The 25,937-nt window shown below is 63.0% G+C and carries 21 protein-coding genes and 1 tRNA gene; 12 read left to right on the top strand and 10 right to left on the bottom strand.

The features are described from left to right. The 3 genes from CN311_RS12660 to CN311_RS12650 all read left to right on the top strand — a co-directional run. Positions 1–699: methylmalonyl-CoA mutase family protein (locus tag CN311_RS12660; RefSeq protein WP_208866481.1), on the top strand; the 699-nt coding region annotated here is incomplete at its 5' end. 74 nt (positions 700–773) lie between these two features. Further along, positions 774–995 (top strand): AbrB/MazE/SpoVT family DNA-binding domain-containing protein, encoded by a 222-nt coding sequence (locus CN311_RS12655; RefSeq protein ID WP_097574056.1) that lies wholly within the window; start codon positions 774–776, stop codon positions 993–995. Continuing rightward, a complete protein-coding gene (locus tag CN311_RS12650) occupies positions 992–1,381 on the top strand; it encodes a type II toxin-antitoxin system death-on-curing family toxin (RefSeq protein ID WP_097574055.1) in 390 nt (129 codons plus the stop codon). The genes CN311_RS12655 and CN311_RS12650 overlap by 4 nt, the downstream gene beginning before the upstream one ends. On the opposite strand, the gene greA is transcribed toward CN311_RS12650, so the two are convergent. Beyond that, entirely contained in the window at positions 1,378–1,851 is a 474-nt protein-coding gene (gene greA, locus CN311_RS12645) for a transcription elongation factor GreA (protein ID WP_097574054.1), read from the bottom strand. The genes CN311_RS12650 and greA overlap by 4 nt on opposite strands. Before the next feature lie 109 nt (positions 1,852–1,960). Here greA and CN311_RS12640 point away from each other — a divergent pair, with 109 nt between their 5' ends. Next, a complete protein-coding gene (locus CN311_RS12640) occupies positions 1,961–3,337 on the top strand; it encodes a TIGR03808 family TAT-translocated repetitive protein (protein ID WP_097574053.1) in 1,377 nt (458 codons plus the stop codon). On the opposite strand, the gene CN311_RS12635 is transcribed toward CN311_RS12640, so the two are convergent. Together CN311_RS12635 and CN311_RS12630 are read right to left on the bottom strand one after the other, a co-directional pair. Beyond that, complete coding sequence (locus CN311_RS12635) at positions 3,330–4,334, bottom strand: asparaginase (RefSeq protein ID WP_097574052.1); 1,005 nt, start codon at positions 4,332–4,334, stop codon at positions 3,330–3,332. The two genes, CN311_RS12640 and CN311_RS12635, sit on opposite strands and share 8 nt — an antisense overlap. Positions 4,335–4,362: 28 nt before the next feature. Next, positions 4,363–5,529, bottom strand: coding sequence for an acetyl-CoA acetyltransferase (locus CN311_RS12630; RefSeq protein ID WP_097574051.1), 1,167 nt, complete (start codon positions 5,527–5,529; stop codon positions 4,363–4,365). A 213-nt stretch (positions 5,530–5,742) separates the two neighbouring features. Here CN311_RS12630 and betI point away from each other — a divergent pair, with 213 nt between their 5' ends. The 5 genes from betI (at position 5,743) to betB (ending at position 12,111) form a co-directional block, all read left to right on the top strand. Beyond that, positions 5,743–6,327 (top strand): choline-binding transcriptional repressor BetI, encoded by a 585-nt coding sequence (betI, locus tag CN311_RS12625; protein ID WP_097574050.1) that lies wholly within the window; start codon positions 5,743–5,745, stop codon positions 6,325–6,327. 100 nt (positions 6,328–6,427) lie between these two features. Then, complete coding sequence (gene betC / locus CN311_RS12620) at positions 6,428–7,957, top strand: choline-sulfatase (protein ID WP_097574049.1); 1,530 nt, start codon at positions 6,428–6,430, stop codon at positions 7,955–7,957. Beyond that, on the top strand, positions 7,954–8,955 hold the full coding sequence (locus CN311_RS12615) for a threonine/serine dehydratase family protein (protein ID WP_425351070.1): 1,002 nt from the start codon (positions 7,954–7,956) through the stop codon (positions 8,953–8,955). Before betC ends, CN311_RS12615 begins: the two co-directional genes overlap by 4 nt. Continuing rightward, complete coding sequence (betA, locus tag CN311_RS12610; RefSeq protein ID WP_097574048.1) at positions 8,948–10,600, top strand: choline dehydrogenase; 1,653 nt, start codon at positions 8,948–8,950, stop codon at positions 10,598–10,600. The genes CN311_RS12615 and betA overlap by 8 nt, the downstream gene beginning before the upstream one ends. A gap of 47 nt (positions 10,601–10,647) precedes the next feature. Beyond that, positions 10,648–12,111, top strand: a complete 1,464-nt coding sequence (gene betB, locus CN311_RS12605; protein ID WP_097574047.1) for a betaine-aldehyde dehydrogenase — start codon at positions 10,648–10,650, stop codon at positions 12,109–12,111. Between the two features lie 128 nt (positions 12,112–12,239). Here betB and CN311_RS12600 read toward each other — a convergent pair whose 3' ends face one another. Continuing rightward, positions 12,240–13,760: a phosphomannomutase/phosphoglucomutase gene (locus tag CN311_RS12600; RefSeq protein ID WP_097574046.1), complete on the bottom strand. Its 1,521-nt coding sequence runs from the start codon at positions 13,758–13,760 to the stop codon at positions 12,240–12,242. 202 nt (positions 13,761–13,962) lie between these two features. Here CN311_RS12600 and CN311_RS12595 point away from each other — a divergent pair. After that, positions 13,963–14,039, top strand: a tRNA-Pro gene (locus CN311_RS12595). 72 nt (positions 14,040–14,111) lie between these two features. Here the strand turns inward: CN311_RS12595 and CN311_RS12590 are convergent. The 4 genes from CN311_RS12590 to CN311_RS12575 form a co-directional block, all read right to left on the bottom strand. Continuing rightward, positions 14,112–15,731 carry an ABC transporter ATP-binding protein gene (locus tag CN311_RS12590; RefSeq protein WP_097574045.1) on the bottom strand — a complete coding sequence of 540 codons (1,620 nt, stop codon included), beginning with the start codon at positions 15,729–15,731 and terminating at the stop codon, positions 14,112–14,114. A 1-nt stretch (position 15,732) separates the two neighbouring features. Next, positions 15,733–16,854 carry an ABC transporter permease gene (locus CN311_RS12585; protein WP_097574044.1) on the bottom strand — a complete coding sequence of 374 codons (1,122 nt, stop codon included), beginning with the start codon at positions 16,852–16,854 and terminating at the stop codon, positions 15,733–15,735. After that, the gene (locus tag CN311_RS12580) at positions 16,847–17,770 is read right to left on the bottom strand and encodes an ABC transporter permease subunit (RefSeq protein WP_097574043.1); all 924 of its coding nucleotides are present in this window, start codon (positions 17,768–17,770) and stop codon (positions 16,847–16,849) included. Before CN311_RS12580 ends, CN311_RS12585 begins: the two co-directional genes overlap by 8 nt. A 166-nt stretch (positions 17,771–17,936) precedes the next feature. Further along, entirely contained in the window at positions 17,937–19,529 is a 1,593-nt protein-coding gene (locus tag CN311_RS12575; RefSeq protein ID WP_097574042.1) for a peptide ABC transporter substrate-binding protein, read from the bottom strand. Positions 19,530–19,900: 371 nt separating this feature from the next. Here CN311_RS12575 and CN311_RS12570 point away from each other — a divergent pair, with 371 nt between their 5' ends. Together CN311_RS12570 and CN311_RS12565 are read left to right on the top strand one after the other, a co-directional pair. Continuing rightward, a complete protein-coding gene (locus CN311_RS12570) occupies positions 19,901–20,380 on the top strand; it encodes a TadE/TadG family type IV pilus assembly protein (protein WP_245440815.1) in 480 nt (159 codons plus the stop codon). After that, on the top strand, positions 20,381–22,165 hold the full coding sequence (locus CN311_RS12565; RefSeq protein WP_097574041.1) for a pilus assembly protein TadG-related protein: 1,785 nt from the start codon (positions 20,381–20,383) through the stop codon (positions 22,163–22,165). Positions 22,166–22,240: 75 nt separating this feature from the next. On the opposite strand, the gene bglA is transcribed toward CN311_RS12565, so the two are convergent. Together bglA and glgX are read right to left on the bottom strand one after the other, a co-directional pair. Continuing rightward, on the bottom strand, positions 22,241–23,869 hold the full coding sequence (gene bglA, locus CN311_RS12560; RefSeq protein ID WP_097574040.1) for a beta-galactosidase BglA: 1,629 nt from the start codon (positions 23,867–23,869) through the stop codon (positions 22,241–22,243). Beyond that, the gene (gene glgX, locus CN311_RS12555; RefSeq protein WP_097574057.1) at positions 23,869–25,866 is read right to left on the bottom strand and encodes a glycogen debranching protein GlgX; all 1,998 of its coding nucleotides are present in this window, start codon (positions 25,864–25,866) and stop codon (positions 23,869–23,871) included. The genes bglA and glgX overlap by 1 nt, the downstream gene beginning before the upstream one ends. Positions 25,867–25,937 lie beyond the last annotated feature (71 nt).

The raw sequence follows: 25,937 nt of genomic DNA, 5'->3' as shown, positions 1-25,937 counted from the left end.
GTCAAAGCCCGGCAATTGTCGAAGCTGCAAAGGCTGAAAGGCACGCGCGACGTCGGCGCGGTCGAGAGCGCGCTGGATGCGCTGAGCCGTGCCGCGGCGGGTGGTGAAAACCTGCTCGAATTCGCCATCCGCGCCGCCCGCGCCAACGCCACGGTCGGTGAGATTTCGCTGGCGCTGGAAAAGGTGTTCGGCCGTCATGTCGCTTCGGTGCAGACGATCTCAGGCGTCTATCGCAAGGCGCTTGGCGACAATCCGGTGGTCGACCGGCTGCAGGACAAGGTCGTGGCCTTCGAGGAGAGGTCCGGCGGCAAGCCGCGCATTCTCGTCGCCAAGATGGGACAGGACGGCCACGATCGCGGCCAGAAAGTCATTGCCACGGCCTTTGCCGACCTCGGCTTCGACGTCACCGTCGGAGCGATGTTCCAGACGCCGGAAGAGATTGCAAAACTCGCGGTCGAGCATGACGTGCACATTATCGGCGCCTCGTCGCTGGCGGCGGGACATCTGACGCTCATTCCCGAATTGAAGGGCGCGCTGAAGAAGCTCGGCCGCGACGACATGCTGATCGTCGCTGGCGGCGTCATCCCGCCACAGGATTACGACGCGGTGGTCAAAGCGGGGGCTGTGGAAATCTTTCCGCCGGGCACGGTCATTCCGGAAGCGGCGGAACGGCTGATTGACCGGCTGCTGCAAGCTTGACAGACCTGTTATAATCTCTGTTGCAACGACTCGTCGGCCGAGTTATAATCGACGTTACAACAGGATGATCCATTATGAACACGACCATTCGCAAGATCGGCAATTCCGAAGGCGTGATCCTGCCGAGGGAGCTTCTCGATCGTCTGAACCTAAAGGCTGGCGACCAGCTTCAAATCGTTGAAACAGGTGACGGCCTTGCGCTGAAGCCGCTGGACGACAGCTTCGAGCGGCAAATGAAAGCTGCCCGCGAGGTCATGGACAAATACAAGGTCGCGCTTCAGAAGCTCGCCGAATGAGCTGGGAGTTTCTGACCCGGCGCGCGGTCGAAGCGATGCACGCCGAACAACTGCGCAGGCATGGTGGAGCGCAAGGTTTGAGGGACGAAAATGCCCTCGAATCCGCGCTTGCCCGCGCCGAGAACAAGGCGAACTACGGAGATCCGTCTGTCGAAGATCTCGCGGCCGCCTATGTCTTCGGCATCGCCAGAAACCATGCGTTTGTCGATGGCAACAAGCGCACGGCGATTGTCGCAGCCGGTGCGTTTCTGATCGTGAATGGATATGTCCTGGCCGCCAACAACGGCACGATCTATGAGTTCGTCATGGGCGTTGCCGCCGGCGAAATCGATGAGGCGGGAGCGGCGGCGTTCTTCCGCGACCATGTTGTCAAGCTCGAGGACTAGCTTTCCGAGAGCTTGACGATTTCCCATTCCTTGCCGTTGACAACAGCCACGTCGCCAACCTTCTTGCCGAACAAGGCCATGGCCATCGGCGAGACATGCGAGATGCTGCCCTTGGCCGGATCGGCCTCGTCCTCGCCGACGATCTTCCAGTGGACCTTCCTGCCGTCATCGCCTTCCAGCGTGACGCCCATGCCGAAGCGGACCAGGTCGCTGCCGGGCTCTGGCACGGAAAGTTCGGCGCTTTCACGCCGCGCGGTCCAGTAGCGCAGGTCTCGCGACACGACAGCGATGCGCTCGCGGTCGGCCCGCCTCTCGGCCTTTGCCAACATATCGCGCAATTCGGCCAGATTTTCCTCGATCTGCGCCAGGCCGCGCTCCGTCACCAGATTGCGGTGTTGGCTCACCGGCCGCTCGCCGATGCCGGCGATGGCGTTTTCGCTGTCTTCCTCGCGTGTGAAGGCCCTGCTCATCCAGCAAACTTAGGCGCGTAGCCGCGACTCCACAAGCCATTGCCGGCAAGTCCGCCGAGCCTGGCACGATTCCTGCGACATGGCGGCTGGAGTCCAGGAATCTGTGCCGATGTTGAACAGACGGAAGTTTCTCACGGGAACCGCGGGCTTTGCCGTTCTGGGTCTATCGCTCGGCAAGGCGGCCGCGGCCGCCCTGCCCGGCATCGAGAATGCCTCGATGCGCGGTTCGATCAACGCTGCCGACCTTGGCGTGCAGCCCGGCGCGCTTGACGACCAGAGCAAGGCCTTCGCCAAGCTGCTGCTTCAGGCCAACGATCGCGACATGCCGGTGTTCCTGCCGCCGGGCACCTATGTGGTGTCCAACCTTTCGCTGCCCAGCCGCGTCAGGCTTACCGGCGTGCCTGGCGCATCGCGAATCGTTTATGGCGGCAACGGCCATCTCTTCATGGCCGAACAGGCCGAACACATCGAATTTAGCGGGCTGGTGTTCGACGGCGGCAATCGCTGGATGGGCGACTATGCGCAAGGCCTGCTCGATCTACGCCGCGTCGGCCATCTCGTCGTCGACAATTGCCAGATATCGGGCAGTGGCAAGCATGGACTGTCGCTCGAACATGCCCGCGGACGCATCGAGCGCTCGGACATATCGGGCGCGGCCGACGCCGGCATCTATTCGGTCGAGGCCGGCGCCTTGGAGATCTCAGGCAACACCGTATCTGATTGTGGCAATGGCGGCATCCTCGTGCACCGTTGGCAAGCGGCCGAGGACGGCAGTCTCGTCAGCGGCAACCGCGTCGAACGCATCCAGGCGCGCAGCGGCGGAACCGGCCAGAACGGCAACGGCATCAATGCCTTCCGCGCCGGCAATGTCGTCATCTCGGGCAACATCGTCTCGGATTGCGCGTTTTCGGCGATCCGCGCCAACAGCGCCAGCAATCTGCAGATGACCGGCAACACCTGCTTACGCTCGGGCGAAACGGCGCTCTATTCCGAATTCTCCTTTGAAGGCGCGATCATCGGAAACAACATCGTCGACGGCGCCGCCAACGGCATCTCGATCGTCAATTTCAACGAAGGCGGCCGCATGGGGGTCTGCCAGGGCAACATCGTGCGCAACCTGTCGACGTCTGGCCCCTATCCTGCCGACCCACCCGGCTTCGGCGTCGGCATCAGCGTCGAGGCCGACACCACGGTGTCAGGCAATGTCGTCGAAAACGCGCCGCTTTACGGCATGCAGATCGGCTGGGGTCCGTACATGCGCAATGTGGTCGCTACGGGAAACATCATCCGCAAGGCCGGAACCGGCATCGTCGTCAGCGTGGTCGAGGGTGCGGGTACGGCCGTCATTTCCGACAACGTCATCGATGGCGCGCAGAACGGCGCGATCATCGGTCAGCGCTGGGCCGAGCCGGTGACCGGCGACCTCGCCTCGTCAGGCAGTGCCGGCTATGCGCATCTGACCGTCGAGCGCAATCACGTCAGTTGAATGCAGCCGTGGGCCGGAGCGAACCAACCTTGGCGCCAATCCGGCTTTCGATGGGCGCGTTTGCCAATTCGATCAGCTTGGCCGCCAGGGTCTCGTCCGCATGCAGCAGCTTGGCGATGACGGCGGCAACCATGGCTTCGGCCGCCCGGCCAGCGCCATCATCGCATTTGAGCGCGATGCCGAGCCCAAGTTCCGGAATTGCTGCGCAATAGACGCCCTCGGCTCCGCCCTTCGCAAAAATCCGTCCAGGAGCGGCTTCCATCAGCGCGAGATCGGCACGGCCGGTGCCGGCGACAAAGAATGGCTCAGCCATACAGGCGGACAAAAGCCGCTTCGCGGCCTTCGCTCGCTCAGGGCCAAAACCCGCCCCGGTCGCCATGCGGGCAAAGCCGAGGGCGAAGCTCCTCAGCGGCACCGCGTAGGTCGGGATCGAGCAGCCGTCGATCGCTCGCTCGTCGGCGCCATGGGCAGCGCCCGTCACCGCCTGCATTGCGTCGCGCACCATCTCCTGCAAGGCGTGACCCGCCCGGACATAGCCGTGATGCGCAATGCCCGCGTGGACGCACGTACAGAGGAAGCCGGCATGCTTGCCGGAACAGTTGTTGTGCAGTGCGCTCGGCAAATTGCCGGTGCGGGCGAGCGCAATCTCCGCCTGATGGTTCGATGGCCAGTGCGCGCCGCATTCCAGCGCCGTTTTGTCCAGACCGGCCTTGGCGAGCATCGCCTGCGCCAGTTCGACATGCGCCGGCTCACCCGAATGCGAAGCACAGGCCAGCGCCAGTTCGCGGTTGCCGAAGCCATAGGAGGCGGCAGCGCCGCTTTCGACCAGCGGCAGCGCCTGGATCGCCTTCACCGCCGAGCGCGGGAACACCGGACGTGTGGTGTCGCCGACCTCCCAGACCGGCCTATTGTCGGCGTCGAATACAGCTATGGCGCCACGATGGGCGCTCTCGACTATGGCGCCGCGCAGAACTTCGACCAGAACCGGATTCGTCATGAATTCCCCGTGAAATGCGGGGCCGCTTTTATCTGATCCGGTCGAGAATGGAAACGTAGTTGGCGACCGCGGCGCCACCCATGTTGAAGATGCCGCCGAGTTTTGCGCCAGGCACCTGGATGCCGCCAGCCTCGCCGACCAGTTGCATGGCGCTCAGCACATGCATCGACACGCCGGTGGCGCCGATCGGGTGACCCTTGGCCTTCAGCCCGCCGGAAGGGTTGACGGGCAGCCGGCCGTCCTTCGCCGTCTCGCCGCTCATGGCGAGCTTCGCCCCCTCACCCGGCTTGGCCAGGCCCATCGCCTCATACTCGATCAGTTCGGCAATGGTGAAGCAGTCATGTGTCTCGACGAAGGAGAGGTCGTCCAGCGTCACGCCAGCCTGCTTCAGCGCCTGGTTCCAGGCGTGCTCGCAGCCTTCGAAGGCGAGGATGTCGCGCTTCGACATCGGCAGGAAATCCTGGACATGCTGGTTAGCCCGAAAGGCGACGGCGCGGCGCATCTTCAGCGCCGTCGCTGTGTCGGCAAGGACCAGAGCGGCGGCGCCATCCGAAACCAGCGAGCAGTCGGTGCGCTTCAGGGGACCGGCAACGAAGGGGTTCTTTTCGCTTTCGTGGCGGCAGAACTCATAGCCGAAATCCTTGCGCATCTGCGCGTAGGGATTGTCGACGCCGTTCTTATGGTTCTTGGCAGCGATCATGGCGAGCGCGTCCGACTGATCGCCATAGCGCTGGAAATAGGCCTGAGCGATCTTGCCGAAGACGCCGGCGAAGCCCGCCGGTGTATCGCCATCCTCGGGCAGATAGGAAGCCTTGAGCAGGTTCTTGCCGATTTCGGCACCGGGCGTCGTCGTCATCTGCTCGGCGCCGACCACCAGGACGATGCGGGCGGCATTGGCGTCGATGGCGCGAATGCCTTGCCTGACCGCCGCCGAACCGGTGGCGCAAGCGTTCTCGACCCGCGTCGCCGGCTTGAAGCGCAGCCGGTCGTCTGCCTGGAGAACCAGGCTGGCGGTGAAATCCTGGGCGGAAAAGCCGGCGTTGAAGTGGCCGAGCACGATCTCGTCGACGTCGTCCGGGCCGATGCCGGCATGGTCGAGCGCGTCGGTTGCCACCTTGACGATCAGGCTCTCCAGCGTCTCGCCTTCGAGCTTGCCGAAGCGCGAATGCGCCCAGCCGACAATGCATGCTGTCATGGCGATCTCCGTTCTCGGCGCCGGTTGCTCACGATGTCCTGACGCATCCTTTTATATTGTTCAAGTATGAACCGATTTCCAGATCCAGTGAAGAGCCAGAACATACAATTGATCGATGTCCATTGGCACAGCCTCGCGATACGAAATTTCGGTCGGATTTTTGTTGATTGATCCGTCAATAAAAAATAACTTCGCCCAAGAGCTGGAACCACAATGCCGAAAGTCGGAATGGAACCGTTGCGCCGCAAGGCGCTTATCGACGCGACGATCTCAGCGATCGGCGAGCGTGGCTCGCTAGACGTGACCATGTCGGAAATCGCCGGCCGCGCCGGCGTCTCCTCGGCCCTTGCCCATCATTATTTCGGCGCCAAGGACGAGCTGTTGCTGGCGACGATGCGGCACATATTGGCCGAACTGACCACCGATACGCGGCGCGCCCTTCACTCCGCCAGCCTTCCTCGTGAACGTGTTTCGGCAGTGGTCGCCGTCAATTTCTCCGACGCCCAGTTCCAGCCGGAAATCATCGCCGCGTGGCTCGCCTTCTATGTCGAGGCGCAGAAATCGGCGGCGCTGCGCCGGCTGCTCAAGGTCTATGCGCGGCGCTTGCACTCGAACCTGATGAGCGGGCTGACCGGCATCCTTCCCAGAAGCGAGGCCGACCGCGTCGCCGAAGCAACGGCGGCGCTGATCGACGGGCTCTATATCAGGCGCGCGCTGAAGGACGGCGTGCCCAACGCCGCGACGGCGATCGCGCTGGTCGAGGACTATCTCGAAACGAAACTTAAAGCACGTCAATGAGACTCGCGCGACGTGCTTTAAGCCCTCATTTTTATGCATGTCGTTATCCCAAAACCGCTGCGCACTTTTGGGCGACATGCACTAACGGACGGCAGACGCAGTGACACGCAAGAAACCCAATTTCCTGATCGTCATGGTCGATCAGCTCAACGGCACGCTGTTTCCGGATGGGCCGGCCGATTTCCTGCATGTGCCGCGTCTCAAGGCGCTGGCCGCCCGCTCGGCACGCTTTGCCAACAACTATACCGCTTCGCCGCTCTGCGCGCCGGGCCGGGCCTCGTTCATGAGCGGACAGTTGCCGTCGCGCACGGGGGTCTATGACAATGCCGCCGAATTCGTCTCGTCGATCCCGACCTTCGCCCATCATCTGCGCGCCGCCGGCTACTACACCTGCCTGTCGGGCAAGATGCATTTCGTCGGGCCGGACCAGTTGCATGGTTTCGAGGAACGGCTGACCACCGACATCTATCCCGCCGATTTCGGCTGGACACCCGATTACCGCAAGCCCGGCGAGCGTATCGACTGGTGGTACCACAATCTGGGCTCTGTGACCGGCGCCGGCGTCGCCGAGACCACCAACCAGATGGAATATGACGACGAGGTCGTGTTCCTGGCCTCGCAGAAGCTCTACCAGCTTTCGCGCGAGCAGGACGAAGCGGACCATCGGCCCTGGTGCCTCACCGTTTCGCTGTCGCACCCGCACGATCCCTATGTCGCGCGCAAGCAATACTGGGATCTCTACGAGCATTGCCAGGCGCTGGATCCGGAAACCGGATTCATCGCCCATGACGAACAGGACGTGCATTCGCAGCGGCTGTACCACGCCAGCGACTATCCCTCGTTCGAGATCACGCCCGAGCAGGTGCGACGTTCGCGGCGCGGCTATTTCGCCAACATTTCCTATGTCGACGACAAGCTCGGCGAGCTTCTGGACGTTCTGAAGCGCACGCGCATGCTCGACGACACCGTCATCCTTTTCTGCTCGGACCATGGCGACATGCTCGGCGAACGCGGCCTGTGGTTCAAGATGAGCTTCTTCGAGGGCTCGGCGCGGGTGCCGCTGATGATCGCCGGCAAGGACGTGCCGGCCGGCCTGATCAAGGCGCCAGTCTCCAATCTCGACGTAACGCCGACGCTTTGCGACTTTGCCGGCATCGACATGAGCGCGATCGCGCCGTGGACCGACGGCCAGTCGCTGCTACCGCTTGCCACGGGCGGGCAGCGCACCGCGCCTGTGTTGATCGAGTATGCCGCCGAAGGCTCCTACGCACCCTTGGTGGCGATCCGCGATGGCAAATACAAATTCGTCCATTGCGAACTCGACCCGCCGCAGCTGTTCGATCTCGAAGCCGATCCGCTCGAGCGGGACAATCTGGCCGACGATCCGGCCAATGCGGCCCTGGTGGCGATGTTCATGGACAAGGTGCGGGCGCGCTGGGACATGGCCGGTTTCGACGCCGCCGTGCGCGAGAGCCAGGCGCGCCGCTGGGTCGTCTATCCGGCGCTGCGCAACGGCGCCTATTACCCCTGGGATTTCCAGCCGCTGCAAAAGGCATCGGAGCGCTACATGCGCAACCACATGAACCTCGACAATCTCGAAGAGAGCAAAAGGTATCCGCGAGGCGAATGATGACAGATCTTGTCCCCTCCCTCGATCATCTCAGGCAGGCTTATGCCGTCACCGCCAAGGCGACGCAGGTCACACCATTGCTGGAATCGGCCGCACTTGCCCGCGAGACCGGTGCTGCCCGCGTCTTCGTCAAGCCCGAATCACTGCAATGGGCCGGATCGTTCAAGGTGCGCGGCGCCTATTGGCGGCTGAAACGGCTCTCGCCCGATGAAGCCAGGAAGGGCGTCGTCGCCTATTCCTCCGGCAATTTCGCGCAAGGGCTCGCCGCTGCCGGACAGTCGCTCGGCATTCCCGTCACCATCGTCATGCCGATCGACGCGCCCGCCGCCAAGCGCGACGCAACGGCCGGCTATGGCGCGTGCGTGGTGCTGACCGACCACGGCGAGCGCGCGCGTGAGGAAGTCGCCGCCGCCAAGGCACGCGAGATCGCCGAGACCGAGGGGCTCGCGCTGCTGCATCCGTTCGACGATCCGGAGATCGTCGCCGGCCAAGCCGGCGCCGGATTGGAAGCGCTCGATCAGCTAGCGGCCAAGGACGCGCAAGCCGACCTGCTGTTCTGCGCGGTCGGTGGCGGCGGGCTGATCGGCGGCGTTTCGCTGGCCTTCCACTATCTGTCGCCGGCGACCGAGATCATCGGTGTCGAACCCGAAGGCTTCAACGGCATGGGTTCGTCGCTGGCACATGGCGCCATCGAGACCATGCCGATCGGACCGCAATCGATCTGCGATGGGCTGATGGCGCGCAAACCCGGCGACGCGCCATTCGCGGCAGTCAAGGCTGCCGGCGTTCGCGGCATCACCGTCGACGATCAATCGGTGCGCAGTGCGATGCGGATCGCCTTCGAGCGGATGAAACTGGTGCTCGAACCTTCGGGCGCGGCGTCGCTGGCGGCGCTGCTCGGCGGCAAGGTGGATGTGAGCGGCAAGACCGTGCTCGTGGTGGCGACCGGCGGCAATGTCTCGCTCGCCGATTTTATGGCCCATATGAACCATGCTTGAAGCGGATTTCGTCATCATCGGCTCCGGCTCGGCCGGCTCGGCAATGGCCTACCGCCTGTCGGAGGACGGCAAGCATTCGGTGATCGTCATCGAATTCGGCGGCAGCGATATCGGGCCGCTGATCCAGATGCCGTCGGCGCTGTCGATCCCGCTCAACATGAGCCTCTATGATTGGGGCTTTGCCAGCGAGCCGGAGCCGCATCTCGGCGGCCGCGTGCTGGCGACTCCGCGCGGCAAGGTGATCGGCGGCTCTTCCTCGATCAACGGCATGGTTTATGTGCGGGGACATGCGCGCGACTTCGACCATTGGGCCGAGGAAGGTGCGACGGGCTGGGGCTTTGCCGACGTGCTTCCCTATTTCAAGCGCATGGAAAACGCGCATGGCGGCGAGGATGGCTGGCGCGGCAAAAGTGGCCCGCTGCATGTTCAGCGCGGCGCGAGAACCAATCCGCTCTACGGCGCCTTTGTCGAGGCGGGCCGCCAGGCCGGCTTCGAACTGACCGACGACTATAATGGCGCGAAGCAGGAGGGGTTCGGGCCGATGGAGCAGACCATCCACGGCGGCCGCCGCTGGTCGGCGGCGAGCGCCTATCTCAGGCCGGCGCTCAGGCATAAGAATGTGAGTCTCGTCAAAGGCTTCGCGCGGCGGGTGATCATCGAGAATCAACGCGCCACCGGCGTCGAGATCGAGTCTCGCAGGCAGGTCCAGATCATCAAGGCGCGCCGCGAAGTGATCATTGCCGCGTCCTCGATCAATTCGCCCAAGATCCTGATGCTGTCCGGCATCGGCCCGGCCGCGCATCTCAGGGAAAACGGCATCCAGGTGGTGGCCGACCGGCCAGGCGTCGGCCGCAACTTGCAGGACCATCTGGAGCTCTACATCCAGCAGGAATCGACCAAACCGATCACGCTGAATTCGGTGCTGAACCCGTTCTCCAAGGCGCTGATCGGCGCGCAATGGCTGTTCTTCAAATCCGGCCTTGGCGCGACCAACCATTTCGAGGCAGCGGCCTTCGTGCGCTCGCGCGCCGGCGTCGACTATCCCGATATCCAGTACCACTTCATCCCGGCCGCGGTCCGCTATGACGGCAAGGCGGCGGCCAAGGCCCATGGTTTCCAGGCGCATGTCGGACCGATGCGGTCGAAGTCGCGCGGCTCGGTGACGCTGCGCTCACCCGATCCGCTGTCGAAGCCGGTGATCCGCTTCAACTATATGTCGCACCCAGACGACTGGGCGGAGTTCCGCCACTGCATAAGGCTGACGCGCGAGATCTTCGGCCAGGCGGCGTTCGATGCCTATCGCGGCAAGGAACTCTCGCCAGGCTCGCATGTCCAATCGGACGACGATCTCGATGCCTTCATCAGGGATCACGCCGAAAGCGCCTATCATCCCTGCGGCACTTGCAAGATGGGCCGCACCGATGACCCGATGAGCGTCGTCGATCCGGAATGCCGCGTCATCGGCGTCGACGGTCTGCGGGTCGCCGACTCCTCGATCTTCCCGCGCGTGACCAACGGCAATCTCAACGCGCCGTCGATCATGACCGGCGAGAAGGCCGCCGACCACATCCTTGGCCGCACGCCGCTGGCGCCGTCCAACCAGGAGCCATGGATCAATCCACGCTGGCAGGCGTCGGACAGATAGGCCATTGTCGGGCGGGCTGCCCCGCCCGAGACGATTGGAGAACTCCCATGCGCGCCCAGCCGACGGCATCGCACTATGTCAACGGACGCTACATCGAAGACGAAGGCGGCGCGCGGCTGCCGGTGATCTATCCGGCGACCGGCGAGACCATCGCGGTGCTGCATTCGGCGACGCCAAACGTGCTGGAGCTCGCCATCGAGGCAGCGCGTGCCGCACAACCGGCCTGGGCGCGGCTGAAGCCGGTCGAGCGCGGGCGCATCCTGCGGCGCGCCGCCGATATCTTGCGGGCGCGCAATGCCGATCTCGCCCGTATCGAGACGCTCGACACCGGTAAGGCGATCCAGGAGACCCTGGTGGCGGACGCGCCTTCGGCGGCCGATTGCCTCGAATATTTCGGCGGCGCCGTCGCGGCCTTCAATGGCGAGGCGATAGATCTCGGAGGGCCCTTCGCCTACACGCGGCGCGAGGCGCTGGGTGTCTGCGTCGGCATCGGCGCCTGGAATTATCCGATCCAGATTGCCGGCTGGAAATCCGCACCCGCACTCGCCATGGGCAACGCCATGGTGTTCAAGCCGTCGGAGAACACGCCTCTGTCGGCGCTGGCGCTAGCCGAAATCTACAGCGAGGCCGGCCTGCCCGATGGGCTGTTCAACGTGGTGCAAGGCTATGGCGATGTCGGCGCCGGGCTGGTCGAGCACAATATCGTCGCCAAGGTCTCGGTGACCGGGTCGGTGCCGACTGGCCGCAAGGTCCTGTCCCTCGCCGGCTCGAAGATGAAGCACGCCACCATGGAACTCGGCGGCAAGTCGCCGCTGATCATCTTCGACGACGCCGATCTCGAAAACGCCATTGGCGGCGCCATGCTCGGCAATTTCTATTCGACCGGCCAGATCTGCTCCAATGGCACGCGGGTCTTCGTGCAGAAGGGCATCCACGACCGGTTCGTCGAGCGGTTGATCGAGCGGACGAAGAAGATCCGCATCGGCGATCCGCTCGACCCGGAAACGCAGATGGGGCCGCTGGTCAACAAGGCGCAGCAGGAAAAGGTCGTCTCCTATATCGAGGCCGGCAAGCAGGATGGAGCCACGCTCGCCTGCGGCGGCAACGTGCCGTCGCTGCAAGGCTTCCAGGGCGGCTTCTTCGTCGAGCCGACGGTCTTCACCGGCGTTACCGACACCATGCGCATCGCACGCGAGGAGATTTTCGGGCCTGTCATGAGCGTGCTGAAATTCGACGGCGAGGACGAAGTGATAGAGCGCGCCAACGACACCGAATTCGGCCTCGCCGCCGGCGTCTTCACGCGCGACCTGCCGCGCGCCCACCGCGTCATCGCCGAGCTGCAGGCCGGCACCTGCTGGATCAACGCCTATAATCTGACACCGGTCGAGATACCCTTCGGCGGCTTCAAGCAGTCGGGCATCGGGCGGGAAAACTCGCTTGCCGCACTGGCGCTCTATTCGCAGCTGAAGTCGGTCTATGTCGAGACCGGCGACGTGGCGAGCCCCTATTGAGGCTCTCGACCCTGCTTGTCCGCACAGTTCTGCTGACGGGGCGCGGAAGTTCGACTGGAGCGTTCTTGGGCAGGCGTCTTAAGCCTGCCCAAGCATGAAATCCTGCGCCTTCTCGTCGCGCGATGAATCTAAAAAGTCTGGTTGTAGGCACCGACTTCCGGGCTGCGGCGCAGCACGGCGTCGACGGCCTCGAACATCTGCCGGCGCCGCTCCGACGACACCGGGCTCTCGACCACGACGACGAGCTCCGGCTTGTTCGACGATGCCCGCACCAGGCCCCAGGTGCCGTCCTCGGCGACGACGCGAACGCCGTTGACGGTGATCAGGTCGGCGATCTTCTGCCCGGCAAACGCCGCGCCATCCTGCTTCATCGCCTGGAAATCGGAAACGACCCGCTCGACGACGCCGTATTTCACCGCGTCGGCGCAGTGCGGCGACATGGTCGGCGTGCCGAAGGTCAGCGGCAGATCGCGATAGAGATCGGCCATGCTGCTTGTCGGGCTGCGGTCCAGCATCTCGCATATGGCGATGGCCGTGATGAGACCATCGTCATAACCGCGCCCGATCGGAGGATTGAAGAAGAAATGGCCGGATTTCTCGAAACCGGCGATGGCGCCGAGCTCGGCCACCCGTCGCTTGATGTAGGAGTGGCCGGTCTTCCAATAGTCGGTGACGGCGCCATCGGCGCGCAACGTGGCGTCGGTGTTGAACAATCCGGTCGACTTGACGTCGACGACGAAGGTCGAGCCCGGATGCAATCGCGCTATGTCGCGCGCGAGCATGACGCCGACCTTGTCGGCAAAAATCTCGTTGCCCTCATTGTCGACCACGCCGCAGCGGTCGCCGTCGCCGTCGAAGCCAAGTCCGACATCGGCTCCTGCCTCCAGGACCTTGTCACGGATCGCATGCAGCATCTGCATGTCTTCGGGGTTGGGATTGTAGTGTGGAAACGTGTGATCGAGCTCGACGTCGAGCGGGATCACCTCGCAGCCGATGCGTTCCAGCGCCTCCGGCGCAAAGGCGCCGGCGGTGCCGTTGCCGCAAGCGGCGACCACCTTGAGCTTTCGCGAGATGCGCTTGTCCTGGGTCAGATCGTCGAGATAGGTCTTGCGGAAATCCGCAACGAAGTCGTAGGAGCCGCCGCCGACAAGATCGAAGTCGCCGGCAAGCACGATCGCCTTCAATGCGCTCATCTCCTCCGGGCCGAAGGTCAGCGGGCGCGCCGCCCCCATCTTGACGCCGGTCCAACCATTCTCGTTGTGCGAAGCGGTGACCATGGCGACGGACGGCGTATCGAGCGCGAACTGGGCGAAATACGCCATCGGCGACAGCGCCAGCCCGATATCCTTGACGCGGGCGCCGGCGGCCATCAGGCCGGAAATCAGCGCCAGCTTGATGGCAAGCGAATAGGAGCGGAAATCATGCCCGGTGACGATATCGGGTCCCGCGCCCAGGCGCCGGATCAGCGTGCCGAGTCCCATGCCGAGCGCCTGGACACCGATCAGGTTGAGCTCCGGCGGCTCAGCCGAGGCCGGATGACCGAACCACCAGCGCGCATCGTACTCGCGAAAGCCGGACGGCTTGATCAGCGCCGAGGTTTCGAACTCGAAGGTGTTGGGACGGGATTCGCTAACAATCTTCAGGGGCAAGACGGCAAAACTCCAAGTGGCTGGAAATCACGGAGGCAGTATTGGCGGATCGCTTACAAGGCAAGCCTTTAAGCCGTGTTTATCCCTGGGGAAACTGAAACCTGTATGACGTTGCCGCAAAAGCCTACGAAATGCGACAGAAGCACTGCCATTGGCGCTTGCAGGAACGGGGTGTGGCGGCTATAAGCCCGCGGTCTGGTCACGGAGTGTAGCGCAGCCTGGTAGCGCACCTCGTTCGGGACGAGGGGGTCGCAGGTTCAAATCCTGCCACTCCGACCAGAAAAAACAGCGGCTTGGCTGTGTTTGCTCCCGAAATGAATCAATCCATTGCCGCAGCGCTCAACGGTGGCGCTACGCGCTCAGGCGAAAGCGCGTGACGTCGATGGCTGCATTCATCAGCGTCTGCGTGTAGGCGGCCTGCGGATCGCTGAAGATCGCCTCGGTCGGGCCTTCCTCGACGATCTTGCCCTGCTTCATGACGATTATGTAGTCGGCCATGGCGCGCACGACGGCGAGATCGTGGCTGATGAAGAGATAGGACAGTTCGTGGTCGGCCTGCAGCTTGCGCAGCAGCTCGACGATCTGCTTCTGCACCGAGCGGTCGAGCGCCGAGGTCGGCTCGTCCAGCACCACCACCTTGGGCTTGAGGATCATGGCACGCGCGATGGCAATGCGCTGGCGCTGGCCGCCGGAGAATTCGTGCGGATAGCGATTGCGCGCATTCGGATCGAGGCCGACTTCGCGCAAGGCCTCGACCGCGCGCTGGTCGCGCTGCTTGCCCGACAGCGACGGCTCGTGCACCAGAAGCCCTTCGGTGATGACCTGGCCGACGGTCATGCGCGGCGACAGCGAGCCAAACGGATCCTGGAAGACGAGTTGCAATTCCCGCCGCAGCGGCCGCATCGCCTGGCGGTCGGCGTTGGAAATGTCGCGGTCGCCGAGGCGGATTACGCCATCACTCGGCAGGAGCCGCAGCAAGGCCCGGCCGAGCGTCGATTTTCCCGATCCGGATTCGCCGACGATGCCGATGGTCTGGTTCCGCTTCAGCCGGATCGAAATACGGTCGACCGCGCGCAGCAGCAGCGGCTCTCCGGCAAGAAAGCCGCCACCGATTTTGAAGGTCACTTCGACGTTCCTGCCTTCGAGCAGGACAGGCGCGTTCGGCGGCGGCGGCGCCTTGGTGCCGGTCGGCTCGGCGGCTAGCAGCATCTTGGTATAGGCGTGCTGAGGATTGGCAAAGATCGCTTCGGCCTCGCCCTCCTCGACGACCTCGCCATAGCGCATGACATAGACCCGGTCGGCGAAACGCCGGACGATGCCGAGATCGTGGGTGATGAAGACGATCGCCATGCCGAGTTTGCGCTGCAGTTCGGCGAGCAGCATGAGGATCTGTGCCTGGATGGTGACGTCGAGCGCCGTTGTCGGCTCGTCGGCGATCAGGATGTCGGGGTCGTTGGCCAGTGCCATGGCGATCATGACGCGCTGGCGCTGGCCGCCCGACATTTCGTGCGGATAGGATTTCATCCGCCGCTCGGGATCGGGAATATGCACCAGCCTGAGCAGCTTGAGCGCCTCCTCGCGCGCTTCAGCCTCGTTCAGCCCACGATGCCTGCGGATTGGCTCGATCAGCTGGTTGCCGATCGAATAGAGCGGATCGAGCGAGGTCATCGGCTCCTGGAAGATCATGCTGATCTTGGCGCCGCGCACCTTGTTGAGGTCGCTCTTGGTCATGGTCAGCAGATTGCGGCCGCGATAGTCGACACTGCCGGTGGCTTCGCCATTCGAGGCCAGCAGGCTCATCGCCGCCATCATTGTCTGGCTCTTGCCGGATCCGGACTCGCCAACCACGGCAACGGTTTCGCCCGCGTTGACGTGAATGTTGATGCCCTTCACCGCCTCGACCGCGCCGTCGAGCGTGCGGAAGCGGACGCGCAGGTCCTTGACGCTGAGGATCGTTTCGGAAGCAGCCATCTCAGCGATCCTTGGGGTCGAGCGCGTCGCGCAGGCCGTCGCCGACGAAATTCAGGGCGAACAGCGTCGAGACGAGGAAGAAGGCGGGAAACAGCAGCAGCCAGTTGGCGGTGCCGATGTTCTGGGCGCCGACCGAGATCAGCACGCCCCAGCTGGTCATCGGCTCCTGCACGCCGAGGCCGAGGAACGACAGGAAGCTTTCCAGGATGATGACCTGCGGCACCAGTAGCGTCATGTAGATCACCACCGGCCCGAGCAGGTTGGGAATGACGTGGCGCAGCAGGATGCCGCGCTGGCCAACGCCCATGGCCTCGGCCGCCTGGACATATTCCTGGCGTCGGATCGAGAGCGCCTGGCCACGCACGATGCGCGCCATGTCGAGCCACAGCACTGCCCCCACCGCCAGGAACATCAGCACGAAGTTGCGGCCGAAGAACACCACCAGCATAATGACGAAGAAGATGAAAGGCAACGAATAGAGCACGTCGACGATGCGCATCATCACCTCGTCGACCTTGCCGCCGGCAAAACCGGCGGTAGCGCCATAGAGCACGCCGATCACCACCGCTACAACGCCGGCAAGCAGGCCGATGGCCAGCGAGATGCGCCCCGCCATCAGCGTGCGCGACAGGAGATCGCGGCCGGTGTTGTCGGTGCCGAACAGGAAATATTGCTGCTTGATCGAGGCGCTCATCGTCACTTCGAGACCGTTCGGCGATTTGCTCTCGATCTTGGTGTCGTCAAAGGCATCGGAACGGTCGAGATAGCGGATGTTGCGGTCGTCTATCGGCCTGGTCGACTTGACGGTGACGAAGACCTTGTTGCCTTCCTGCCGCCACTCCTTGATGTCGACGCGCATGCGCTTGATCGCCTCGTCGAGCGCAGCCTCGATCATGTCGGCCTTCGGGTAGGCCGACAGGCTCGGCGGCATGCGCACATAGTCGGCGTAGATGGTGGTGTATTGATGCGGCACGAACCAGGGGCCGAAGACGCTGATGGCCGCGACGAAAGCAAGATAGTAGAGGCTGAACATGGCGGCGCGATTGGCCTTGAGGCGCGCCCACGCATCGCCCCACAGGGAGCGGCCGACCACGGCCGGAGCGGTGGCTGCGATGTCAGTCATAGCGCACCCTCGGATCGACGACGGCATACATGATGTCGACAATCAGATTGAAGATGATGGTGAAGAGAGCGATCACCACCACCGTTCCCATGACCAGCGTGTAGTCGCGATTGAGCGCGGCGACGACAAAATGGCGACCGACGCCTGGAATGGAGAAAATGGTCTCGACGATGATCGAGCCGGTGAGGAGTGCCGCCGCCGCCGGGCCGCTGAAGGAGACGATCGGCAGGATGGCGCCGCGCAGCGCATGTTTGACCACCACCGACCAGTCGGACAGGCCAAGCGCCCGGGCCGTGCGGATATGGTGGGAGCGCAGCGATTCGATCATCGAGCCGCGCATCAGGCGGGCAACGATGGCGATCTGCGGCAGAGCGAGCGTCAGCACCGGGCCGACCTTGTTTATCAAGGCGCCATCGCCCCAACCGCCGATCGGCAGCAGCTTCCAGGTCAATCCGAACAAAAGCTGGATCACCGGTGCGATGACGAAGGTCGGAATGGTGCTGCCGGCGGTGGCCAGCGCGATCACCGAGTAATCGGCAAGCTTGTTCTGGTTGAGCGCGGCAACGGTGCCGAGCACGCAGCCGAGCAGCAGCGCCAGAATGAGCGCCGAAGCGCCGAGCTGGACAGAGATCGGCAGGCCCTCCCTGAACAATTCGCCGACGGTGAAGTCCGGCATGTTGTAGCTGGGACCGAAATTGCCGCGCAGAAGATTGCCGAGATAGTGGACATACTGCAGCCAGAGCGGATCGTTGAGGCCGAACTGTGCTTCGAGATTGGCTTTGATCTCGGGACTCAGACCCCGCTCCTGGTTGAACGGGCCGCCCGGCGCGACGCGAATCAGGAAGAACGCCATGGTCACGATGACGAATAGCGTCGGAATGGCGGTCAGGAGCCGCCGGAAGACATAACGCAGCATCGGTGCCCCGCTTTGCTGGCAAACCAGTACCACCGCCCCTAGCGCATGATCCCGAAAATCTTAATCGGTTTTCGAGGTCATGCGCAAAATCAAAGTGTTACAGCGTCCTTTGCGCGTCCCAGAGGACGCGCGGCGCTGTAATGGGGCTGCGGTTCGGCCAAGGAAATCAGTCCTTGGAGATGAAGCGGGACGGATGCACGTCCATCACATTGTCCACGTAGCCATGCAGCTTCGGGGAAACGATGGCGTGGTAGCTGTAGTAGAGTATCGGGATGTTGCCGACTTCGTCGACAAGGATGCGCTCGGCCTCGGCGAGATCCTTCATGCGCTCCTCGGGCTTGCCGCCGGCGGCCGCCGCCTTGTCCATGGCCGCCTCGTATTTCGGGCTGTCGTAGTCCGAATAGTTGTTGCCGCTCGCCTTGCGCGAGATGCCGAGGAAGGTTTCGGGATCCTTGTAGTCGGCGATCCAGCCGGCACGCGCCACATCATAATCGCCCTTCTGCTCAAGGAAGGAGTAGTGGGTCTTGGTGTCGGTGTTGAGGAGCGTGACGTCGACGCCAAGCGGCTTCAGCTGTTCCTGGATGGCGACCGCGGTGTTCTTGTGGTTCTCCGAAGTGTTGTAGCGGATTTCCATCTTAAGCGGTTTCTCTGGCGTGTAGCCAAGCTTCTCGAGCACCTTCTTGGCTTCGTCCTCGCGATCGATCTGCGACATGTCCGCGTACTTGGCCATTGCCGGCGTATAGCCCTCAATGCCAGGAGGCACCATCGAGTAGCCAGGCAGCATCGAGTTCTGCCAGACCTTCTCGGCGATGAAATCACGGTCGATCGCCATTGAGATGGCATTGCGCAGCTCGACATTGTCCCACGGCGCCTTGTCGGTCTTGATCGCATAGTAGTACGTGCCGAGATACGGTCCGACGTGGATCTGATCGCCGAACTTGGTCTTGAGATCGGCGAGCTGCTCGGTTGGCAGGTCGTCATAGCTGTCGAGCTCGCCGGCCTCGAAGCGCTTCATCGCCGATGAGCGGTCTTCGGTCGGGATATAGTTGACGGTGTCGATCTTGACGCTCGCGGCGTCCCAGAATTTCGGATTCTTGACCAGCTTCATGTGGTCGTTGGGAACCCATTCCGCCAGTGTGTAGGCGCCGTTGGAGACCAGATTGCCCGGCTTGATCCAGTCGGCGCCGAGCTTGTCCATGGAGGCCTTGTTGACCGGATAGGTTGCCTGGTGGGTCAGCATCTCCAGGAAATATGGCGTCGGCGCATTGAGCGTGACTTCCAGCGTGTTGGCGTCGATAGCCTTCACGCCCATATCCTCGGGCTTGCCCTTCTTGGTGTTGACATCCTCGGCGCCCTTCACCGGATAGAGCATCGAAGCATATTCGGCGCCGGTGGCCGGATCTTCCAGCCGATGGAAGGCGAAGACGAAGTCCTCGGCCGTCACAGGGCTGCCATCCGACCACATGCCGTCCTTGCGCAGCTTGAACGTATAGACGGTGCCGTCGTCCGATACCGTCCAGCTTTCGGCGGCGCCCGGGATGACGTTGGCCTTCTCGTCCTGCATGACCAGACCCTGGAACAGGTCACGCAAGACATTAGCTTCGTAAATCGTGGAGGTCTTGTGCGGGTCGACCGACTCCGATTCGGCGGCGGTGCCCCTGTTATAGACGGTCTCGGCGAAAGCCGGCGTGTAGAACGTGCCGGCCGTCAAAGCCATCGTCGTAGCGAACACTGTCGCCTTCAGCATATTTTTCAGCATGGAGTTCTCCCTGTAGAGGCGGCCTCGCAGTCACGCCTCTTGAGTGTTGCCGCCCTGAAACCGATCGATGGCCTCTTCGAGCGCGCCGACGGTTCCCTTTCCGGCGGCTTGGTGCCCAGACAGTAGCGCGGAGATTTTTTATTTCAACAGACTCTCGAGGTCACCTAAAGTAAGGCCTGCGAGCGGCGGCCAAAACACCGATCGAAAACCATGAGCCCCGCTCCTGTTCTTCTCACGGCGAAGCCCTCGCTTCGGGCAGGCCCCTATACTTTTGCAGTTCGCCGAAAACTTTAATGCGTCTTTAAGCAACCATGGGTACATTTCTGACTGACCTCTATTGGCCTCCCTCACATCTTTGATGGGCGAAGGAAATGGATAAGATTGATAATAAAAAAAACTTCAAAATTAAGCAAAATATACACATATTTAGCGAAAAATTACTTCAATTTAGAGAACGGTCCGGGACCACAGCGATCGAGTTTGCATTCCTTTCGCCAATTTTTATCCTTCTCTTGCTCGGAATGGTTGCATACGGGATTTATTTCGGCGCAAGCCACTCCATCCAACAAATCGCGGCGGACGCCGCGCGGACCGCGATTGCCGGGCTTAACGAAACCGAGCGTCAGACGCTGGTTGCCAGTTTCGTTGCCAACAATGCCGGCGGATATCCGTTCGTCGATTCCGCCAAGCTGACCTACCAGGCCAAGGACAGCACCGCGGATGGAAACCAGTTCGTCGTGTCCATCCAATACGATGCGCGCAACCTGCCGATCTGGAACCTGTTGCCTGCCCTGCCGATGCCTGGAACCACGATTTCGCGCAAATCGACGATAAGGGTCGGAGGCATCTGAATGTCGAAGTCCTTACTGCTGAGAATCGGCTGGATCGCTCGATCGATTCTCGGCGACACGAAGGCCAACTTCACCGTCATGACGGCGCTCAGCGCGCCGGTCGCGCTGGCGCTGGCGGCTTTCGCCATCGACGAAGGCTCCATCTATGTGGAACGCCGCGAAGCCCAGGCAATGACCGACCTTGCGGCAATCACGGCGGCCTCGAACATCGGCAACATGGAAGCCGCAGTGGTGGCCACGCTCGGCGATAACGGCATGCCGGGCATAGTTGTCAAAAAGGCAGGCCAGACAATCGTTCCTACTCTTGGAAAGACCATCGTATCGGTTACCCCCGGCCGGTATTCGGCGGCATCGTCGCTCAGCGTGGGACAACGTTTCGAAGCCGGCAAGACGCCCTACAATGCTGTCCGTGTGGCCCTCAACAAGATTCCAGCCCGCTATTTCGCCAACGCACTCATTCCGACCCCGGTCATCGGCACCGAGGCCATTGCCAGCCTGACGCCGCAGGCGATGTTCTCGATCGGGTCCCGGCTTCTCAGCGTCAATGGCGGCATCCTCAACGCGCTTCTCAGCGGACTCCTGGGCGGCAACATCTCGCTCAGCGTCATGGACTACAACGCGCTGATCTCGGCCGATATCAATGTGCTTTCTTTCGTCGACGCTCTTGCGGTGCAGTTGAACCTGACAGGAGTCAGCTATTCCGACGTATTGGCGTCGAAAGCGACGGTGGGCCAGATCGCTACCGCCATGGCCAATGTCCCGGGGCTTGGCGGCACCAGCAAATTCGCCCTGCAGACGATCGCGTCAAAATCCACCAGCACGGTCAAGATTCCCCTCAACCATCTCATCGACCTCGGTTCGGTCGGTCAGTTAGGCCTCGGGCAAGGGTCGGCCGGCTTTTCGGCGGATGCAAGCGCCATGGGCATGTTGAGTGCGGCCGCGGCGCTTGCCAACGGTTCGAACCAGGTCCAGGTCAACCTCGGAGCCAGCATCCCTGGACTTACCTCCACCACGCTTGCCATCGCCATCGGCGAACCCATGCAATTCTCGCCATGGTTGACGATCGGCGAGAAAGGCGCCGTGGTGCGCACCGCGCAGACACGGATAAAGTTGCTGGCCTCCGTCGGCATCGGCAATTCCAACCTCGGTGGCGGTATAAGTCTGTTGTCCGTCAACCTGCCCCTGCATGTGGAAGTCGCCTATGCCGAGGCCAAACTGACCGACATAAGTTGTCCGACCGGGCGCCCCGACAGCCTGACGGTTTCCATCGCCGCGAAACCAGGCGTCGCCTCGCTGCATCTCGCCACCAGCGACGCCGACAACAACCCAACCGCCTTCGCCGATTTCAGCAATCCACAGTCGTTCTCCGATGCGCAGATCGCAAAGATAAGCATCAAGCTTCTGCTAATTACGCTCGATCTGCTCGGCGTGAACGGTTCCTCGGCGCTTGAGATCACCAACAACGATCCAACGACGTTGACCTTCAACGCCACGGAGATCGCCAACAAGACGATCAAGACCGTCTCCACGAAGAACCTGACGCAATCCCTCACCACGTCGCTCGTCAACAATCTGTCGCTTTCGATCAGCGCGCTGGGCCTTGGGCTCGACGTGACGGCGCTGCTTGGAACAGTGAAGCCAGCGGTGGTGACGCTGCTGAAAGGCGTGACGGCACCAGTCGACGAACTGGTCTACAATGTGCTTGCGGCGGTCGGCGTGCATGTCGGTGAGGCCGATGTCCGGGTCGTCGGTGCGACTTGCGGGCGTTCAGTGCTCGTCCAGTGACGTCGTCCGATAAAGCGTCGCGCGTTTGAACGGATTCAGGCGCGCCGCGCTTTTAAGCCCTTGCTTTGACGCGCATCAGCTGAGCCATCCGAGGAACCAGCCTAGGGCCGGCAGCGACAGTCTCTCTTCGTGCAAGGTCGCGCCAGTGCCGCCGAGATCGATGGTCGTCACAGACCCTGCATCTTGCGGCAAGGGCCAGTCGGCCGGCGCGTCGGCGAAGTTGAAGACGCATAGCAACCTCTCTCCGCCACCTTCGCGCATGAAGGCAAGGACATCGCCTTCGGCATCGAGAAACCGGATTGAGCCCCGAACCAGCGCCGGATGCCGCCTGCGCAACGCCAGCATCGCCCGATAGCCAGCAAGGACAGAGGTCTCCTCGCCGTTCTGCACATCGACCGCGCGGCTGCGATGGCCCGCCGGGACCGGAAGCCACGGCCTGCCCAGGGAAAAGCCGGCATTGTCGGCGCCGGCCTCCCAGACCATCGGCGTGCGGCAGCCATCCCTGCCCTTGACCCCCGGCCAGAAGCGGATGCCGACCGGATCGCGCAAATCCTCGAAGGCCAGTTCAGCCTCTTCCAGTCCGAGTTCCTCACCCTGGTAGAGACAGATCGATCCGCGCAGGCAGGACAGCAGCGCGATCGAGAATTTCGCTACCGCATCCGGATCGCCACGGGGCCTTGTCCAACGCGTCACATGGCGCACGACATCGTGGTTGGAAAACGCCCAGCAGACCCAGCCGTCAGCGACGGCGACCTCGAACGCCTCGACGCAACCGCGCACATGCGCGGCCGAGAATTGCTGCCCGAGCAGGTCGAAAGTGTAGCACATGTTGAGCTTGTCGCCGCCGGAGGTATAGGCGGCGAGCGTTTGCAGCGAGCGGGTTTCGTCACCGACCTCGCCGACGGCGGCGCGGCCTTCATACTCATCGAGCAGCGCGCGAAAGCGCCTGAGGAAAGCCAGGTTTTCCGGCTGCGTCTTGTCGAACAGATGCTGTTGAAAGAGATAGGTGTTGGTTTCAGCGTTGGTGCCGGCGACACTTGACGCCAAGGGCGGATTGCTGCGCAGCCAGCGGTCATGGACATAGTAGTTGACCGTATCCAGCCGGAAGCCGTCGACACCTCGATCCAGCCAGAACCGCACCGTGTCCAGAAGTGCATCCTGGACCTCGGAATTATGGAAATTGAGGTCAGGCTGCGAGGCCAGGAAATTGTGCATGTAGTATTGCCGGCGGGTCGAGTCCCACTCCCAGGCCGGGCCGCCGAACACCGACAGCCAGTTGTTGGGCGCGTTGCCGTCGGGCTTCGTATCGGCCCAGACATACCAATCGGCCTTGGGATTGTCGCGGCTGGCGCGGCTTTCGACGAACCAGTCGTGCTTGTCGGAGGAATGCGAGAGCACCTGGTCGATGATGATCTTCAGGCCGAGCCGGTGGGCTTCGGCAACCAGCGCATCGAAATCCTCGATGCCGCCGAACATCGGATCGACCGCGCAGTAATCCGATACGTCATAGCCCATGTCGGCCATCGGTGACTTGAAGAAGGGCGACAGCCAGACGGCGTCGACGCCAAGCGAGGCGACGTGAGCAAGCCTCGACGTGATGCCCTTGAGATCGCCGCTGCCGTTATCAGTCGTATCCTGGAAGGAGCGTGGATAGATCTGGTAGATGACGCAGCCGCGCCACCACTCGGCATTATCCTCAGCCATCACGCACCCTTCCCCGCTCGGGCCGTGCCAACCCCGCGTTCGATCATGAAATTCACACTGCGGCCCGGCAGCGGGCGCGCAAGGTCAACCGCCGTCGCCTCGATCGCCGGGCGCCACTCGAACCCTTCCCGCGCCGGCAAGGTGAAGACACATTGGCGGCGGTCACCGTTGACCATCACGGCAAGGCGGCCGCCGCCGTCATCGCCGAGCAGCATGACCAGCCGGTGTCGCGAGGGATCGTTCCAGTCCGCTTCGGCAAGCGGCGCGCCGGTCTCGGTCAGCCAGGCGACGTCGGGGATGTTCGACGCGTCCGCCTTCCCGGTCAGAAAATGTGTGTCCGAGAGCGCCGGCACGGCGCGGCGCAGCGCGGCGAGCAGGACTACGTATCGCTCCAGCGCTCGGTCGCGTCCCGCCCAGTCGAGCCAGGTGATCGTGTTGTCCTGCGCATAGGCATTGTTGTTGCCCTTCTGCGTGCGGCCGAATTCGTCGCCTGCCGTCAGCATGATGGTGCCGCGCGAGGCAAAGAGCGTCGCCAGCAATACGCATTGATCATCGAAGCGCGCCTTGGCGACCGCCTCGTCTGATGTGATGCCCTCAATACCGTTGTTCCACGACAGATTCTCGCTGTGACCGTCGCGATTGTCTTCGCCATTGGCCTCATTGTGCTTGTGCTCATAGGCGACGATGTCGGCCAGCGCCATGCCGTCATGCGCGGCGATGAAGTTGACGGAGCGGCTGGCGCGCTGCCCTGCCCCGGCGAACACATCGGACGAGCCGGCAAGCCGTGTCGCCAGCGCGCCGACCATGCCGTGATCGCCGCGCCAGAAGCGCCTGACATCGTCGCGATATTTGTCGTTCCATTCGAGGAAGGGCGGCGGAAAATTGCCGAGCTGGTAGCCGTCCGGCCCGATATCCCAGGGCTCCGCGATCAGCACCCGGCCGCCAAGGCCCGGATCGTTCCGGATGGCTTTCAGCAACGGCGCGCCGGCGTCGAAGATCCCTTCGACACGGCCTAGTATGGGCGCCAGATCGAAACGGAAGCCGTCGACGCCGGCATGGCTGACAAAATGGCGAAGCGTGTCGAGGATCATTTTCCCGACAATTGGATGGTCGCAAGCAACGGAGTTGCCGGTCCCGGTGTCATTGGTCAGCGCGCCGTCCGGCGCGTGCCGGTAATAGGTGCGGTTGTCGAGGCCGCGCAGCGACAATGTTGGCCCCAGCCTGTCGCTTTCGCCGGTATGGTTGAAGACGAGATCAAGAATGGTGCCGATGCCGGCGTCACGCAGCGTGGCGACGGTCTGCCGCAACTCAGCCAGCCCCCCCGGCGCAAGGCGCGGATCGAGCGCCATGAAGGTGACGGGATTGTAGCCCCAGGCGTTGCGCAGCCCGAGCGGCGGCAAATGCCGCTCGTCGATAGAGGCGGTCACGGGCATCAATTCGACCGCGCCGACACCGAGCCGTTTCAAATGATCGATGACAGCCGGATGAGCGAGTGCTGCAATAGTGCCGCGCTGTTTCTCGGGGATGTCGGGATGCAGCATGGTGAAGGCGCGCACCGGGACTTCATAGACCAGGCCGCCGGGCCGGAAGAGCGGCGGCAAGGCAGGCAGCGGTTTCACCGAGGCGCCGGCAATCGCCTTCGGCATCAGCGGAGCCGTGTCGGCGCCCTCGCCCCGACGCGCGGCGAGCCTGCCGTCATAGGCATAGGGCCTGTCGACATCCAGGGCGTAGGGATCGACGAGCAGCTTGTCGGGATCGAACCAGAAGCCGCGCTCGGGCGCGTAGTCGCCATCGGCGCGCAAGCCGTATCGCGCGCCGGCGGCAAGGCCGGAGACGAAAAGCGCATGAACGCCCTCGCCTTCCGGCTGGAGTTCCAGCCGGTCGAGTTCGCGGTTCCCTTGATCGTCGAAGATCGAGACCCAGATGCGCCGGGCCGACGACGACCATGCGGCAAAGTGAATGCCTTCGTTGGTGATGGTTGCGCCGAGTTGGCTCACGCGTGCGCCTCCCACCCTCCCCCTTGTGGGGAGGGTCGCGAACGAAGTGAGCGGGGTGGGGATGGCTGGCG

Origin of the sequence: Mesorhizobium sanjuanii, assembly GCF_002529485.1 — a bacterium.
In the GTDB taxonomy this organism is placed as follows: Bacteria; Pseudomonadota; Alphaproteobacteria; order Rhizobiales; family Rhizobiaceae; genus Mesorhizobium; species Mesorhizobium sanjuanii.
The sequence above is the reverse complement of the archived record's forward strand: the minus strand, read 5'-3'. Positions and strand labels throughout refer to the sequence as shown.

Coding starts and splice junctions, on each gene's coding strand:
- betI (WP_097574050.1), top strand. CDS start 5,743: ATGCCGAAAGTCGGAATGGAACCGTTGCGCCGCAAGGCGCTTATCGAC.
- CN311_RS12655 (WP_097574056.1), top strand. CDS start 774: ATGAACACGACCATTCGCAAGATCGGCAATTCCGAAGGCGTGATCCTG.
- CN311_RS12580 (WP_097574043.1), bottom strand. CDS start 17,770: ATGCTGCGTTATGTCTTCCGGCGGCTCCTGACCGCCATTCCGACGCTA.
- betB (WP_097574047.1), top strand. CDS start 10,648: ATGCGCGCCCAGCCGACGGCATCGCACTATGTCAACGGACGCTACATC.
- CN311_RS12640 (WP_097574053.1), top strand. CDS start 1,961: ATGTTGAACAGACGGAAGTTTCTCACGGGAACCGCGGGCTTTGCCGTT.
- CN311_RS12585 (WP_097574044.1), bottom strand. CDS start 16,854: ATGACTGACATCGCAGCCACCGCTCCGGCCGTGGTCGGCCGCTCCCTG.
- CN311_RS12570 (WP_245440815.1), top strand. CDS start 19,901: ATGGATAAGATTGATAATAAAAAAAACTTCAAAATTAAGCAAAATATA.
- betA (WP_097574048.1), top strand. CDS start 8,948: ATGCTTGAAGCGGATTTCGTCATCATCGGCTCCGGCTCGGCCGGCTCG.
- CN311_RS12635 (WP_097574052.1), bottom strand. CDS start 4,334: ATGACGAATCCGGTTCTGGTCGAAGTTCTGCGCGGCGCCATAGTCGAG.
- CN311_RS12630 (WP_097574051.1), bottom strand. CDS start 5,529: ATGACAGCATGCATTGTCGGCTGGGCGCATTCGCGCTTCGGCAAGCTC.
- greA (WP_097574054.1), bottom strand. CDS start 1,851: ATGAGCAGGGCCTTCACACGCGAGGAAGACAGCGAAAACGCCATCGCC.
- CN311_RS12650 (WP_097574055.1), top strand. CDS start 992: ATGAGCTGGGAGTTTCTGACCCGGCGCGCGGTCGAAGCGATGCACGCC.
- CN311_RS12615 (WP_425351070.1), top strand. CDS start 7,954: ATGATGACAGATCTTGTCCCCTCCCTCGATCATCTCAGGCAGGCTTAT.
- CN311_RS12575 (WP_097574042.1), bottom strand. CDS start 19,529: ATGCTGAAAAATATGCTGAAGGCGACAGTGTTCGCTACGACGATGGCT.
- CN311_RS12565 (WP_097574041.1), top strand. CDS start 20,381: ATGTCGAAGTCCTTACTGCTGAGAATCGGCTGGATCGCTCGATCGATT.
- bglA (WP_097574040.1), bottom strand. CDS start 23,869: ATGGCTGAGGATAATGCCGAGTGGTGGCGCGGCTGCGTCATCTACCAG.
- CN311_RS12590 (WP_097574045.1), bottom strand. CDS start 15,731: ATGGCTGCTTCCGAAACGATCCTCAGCGTCAAGGACCTGCGCGTCCGC.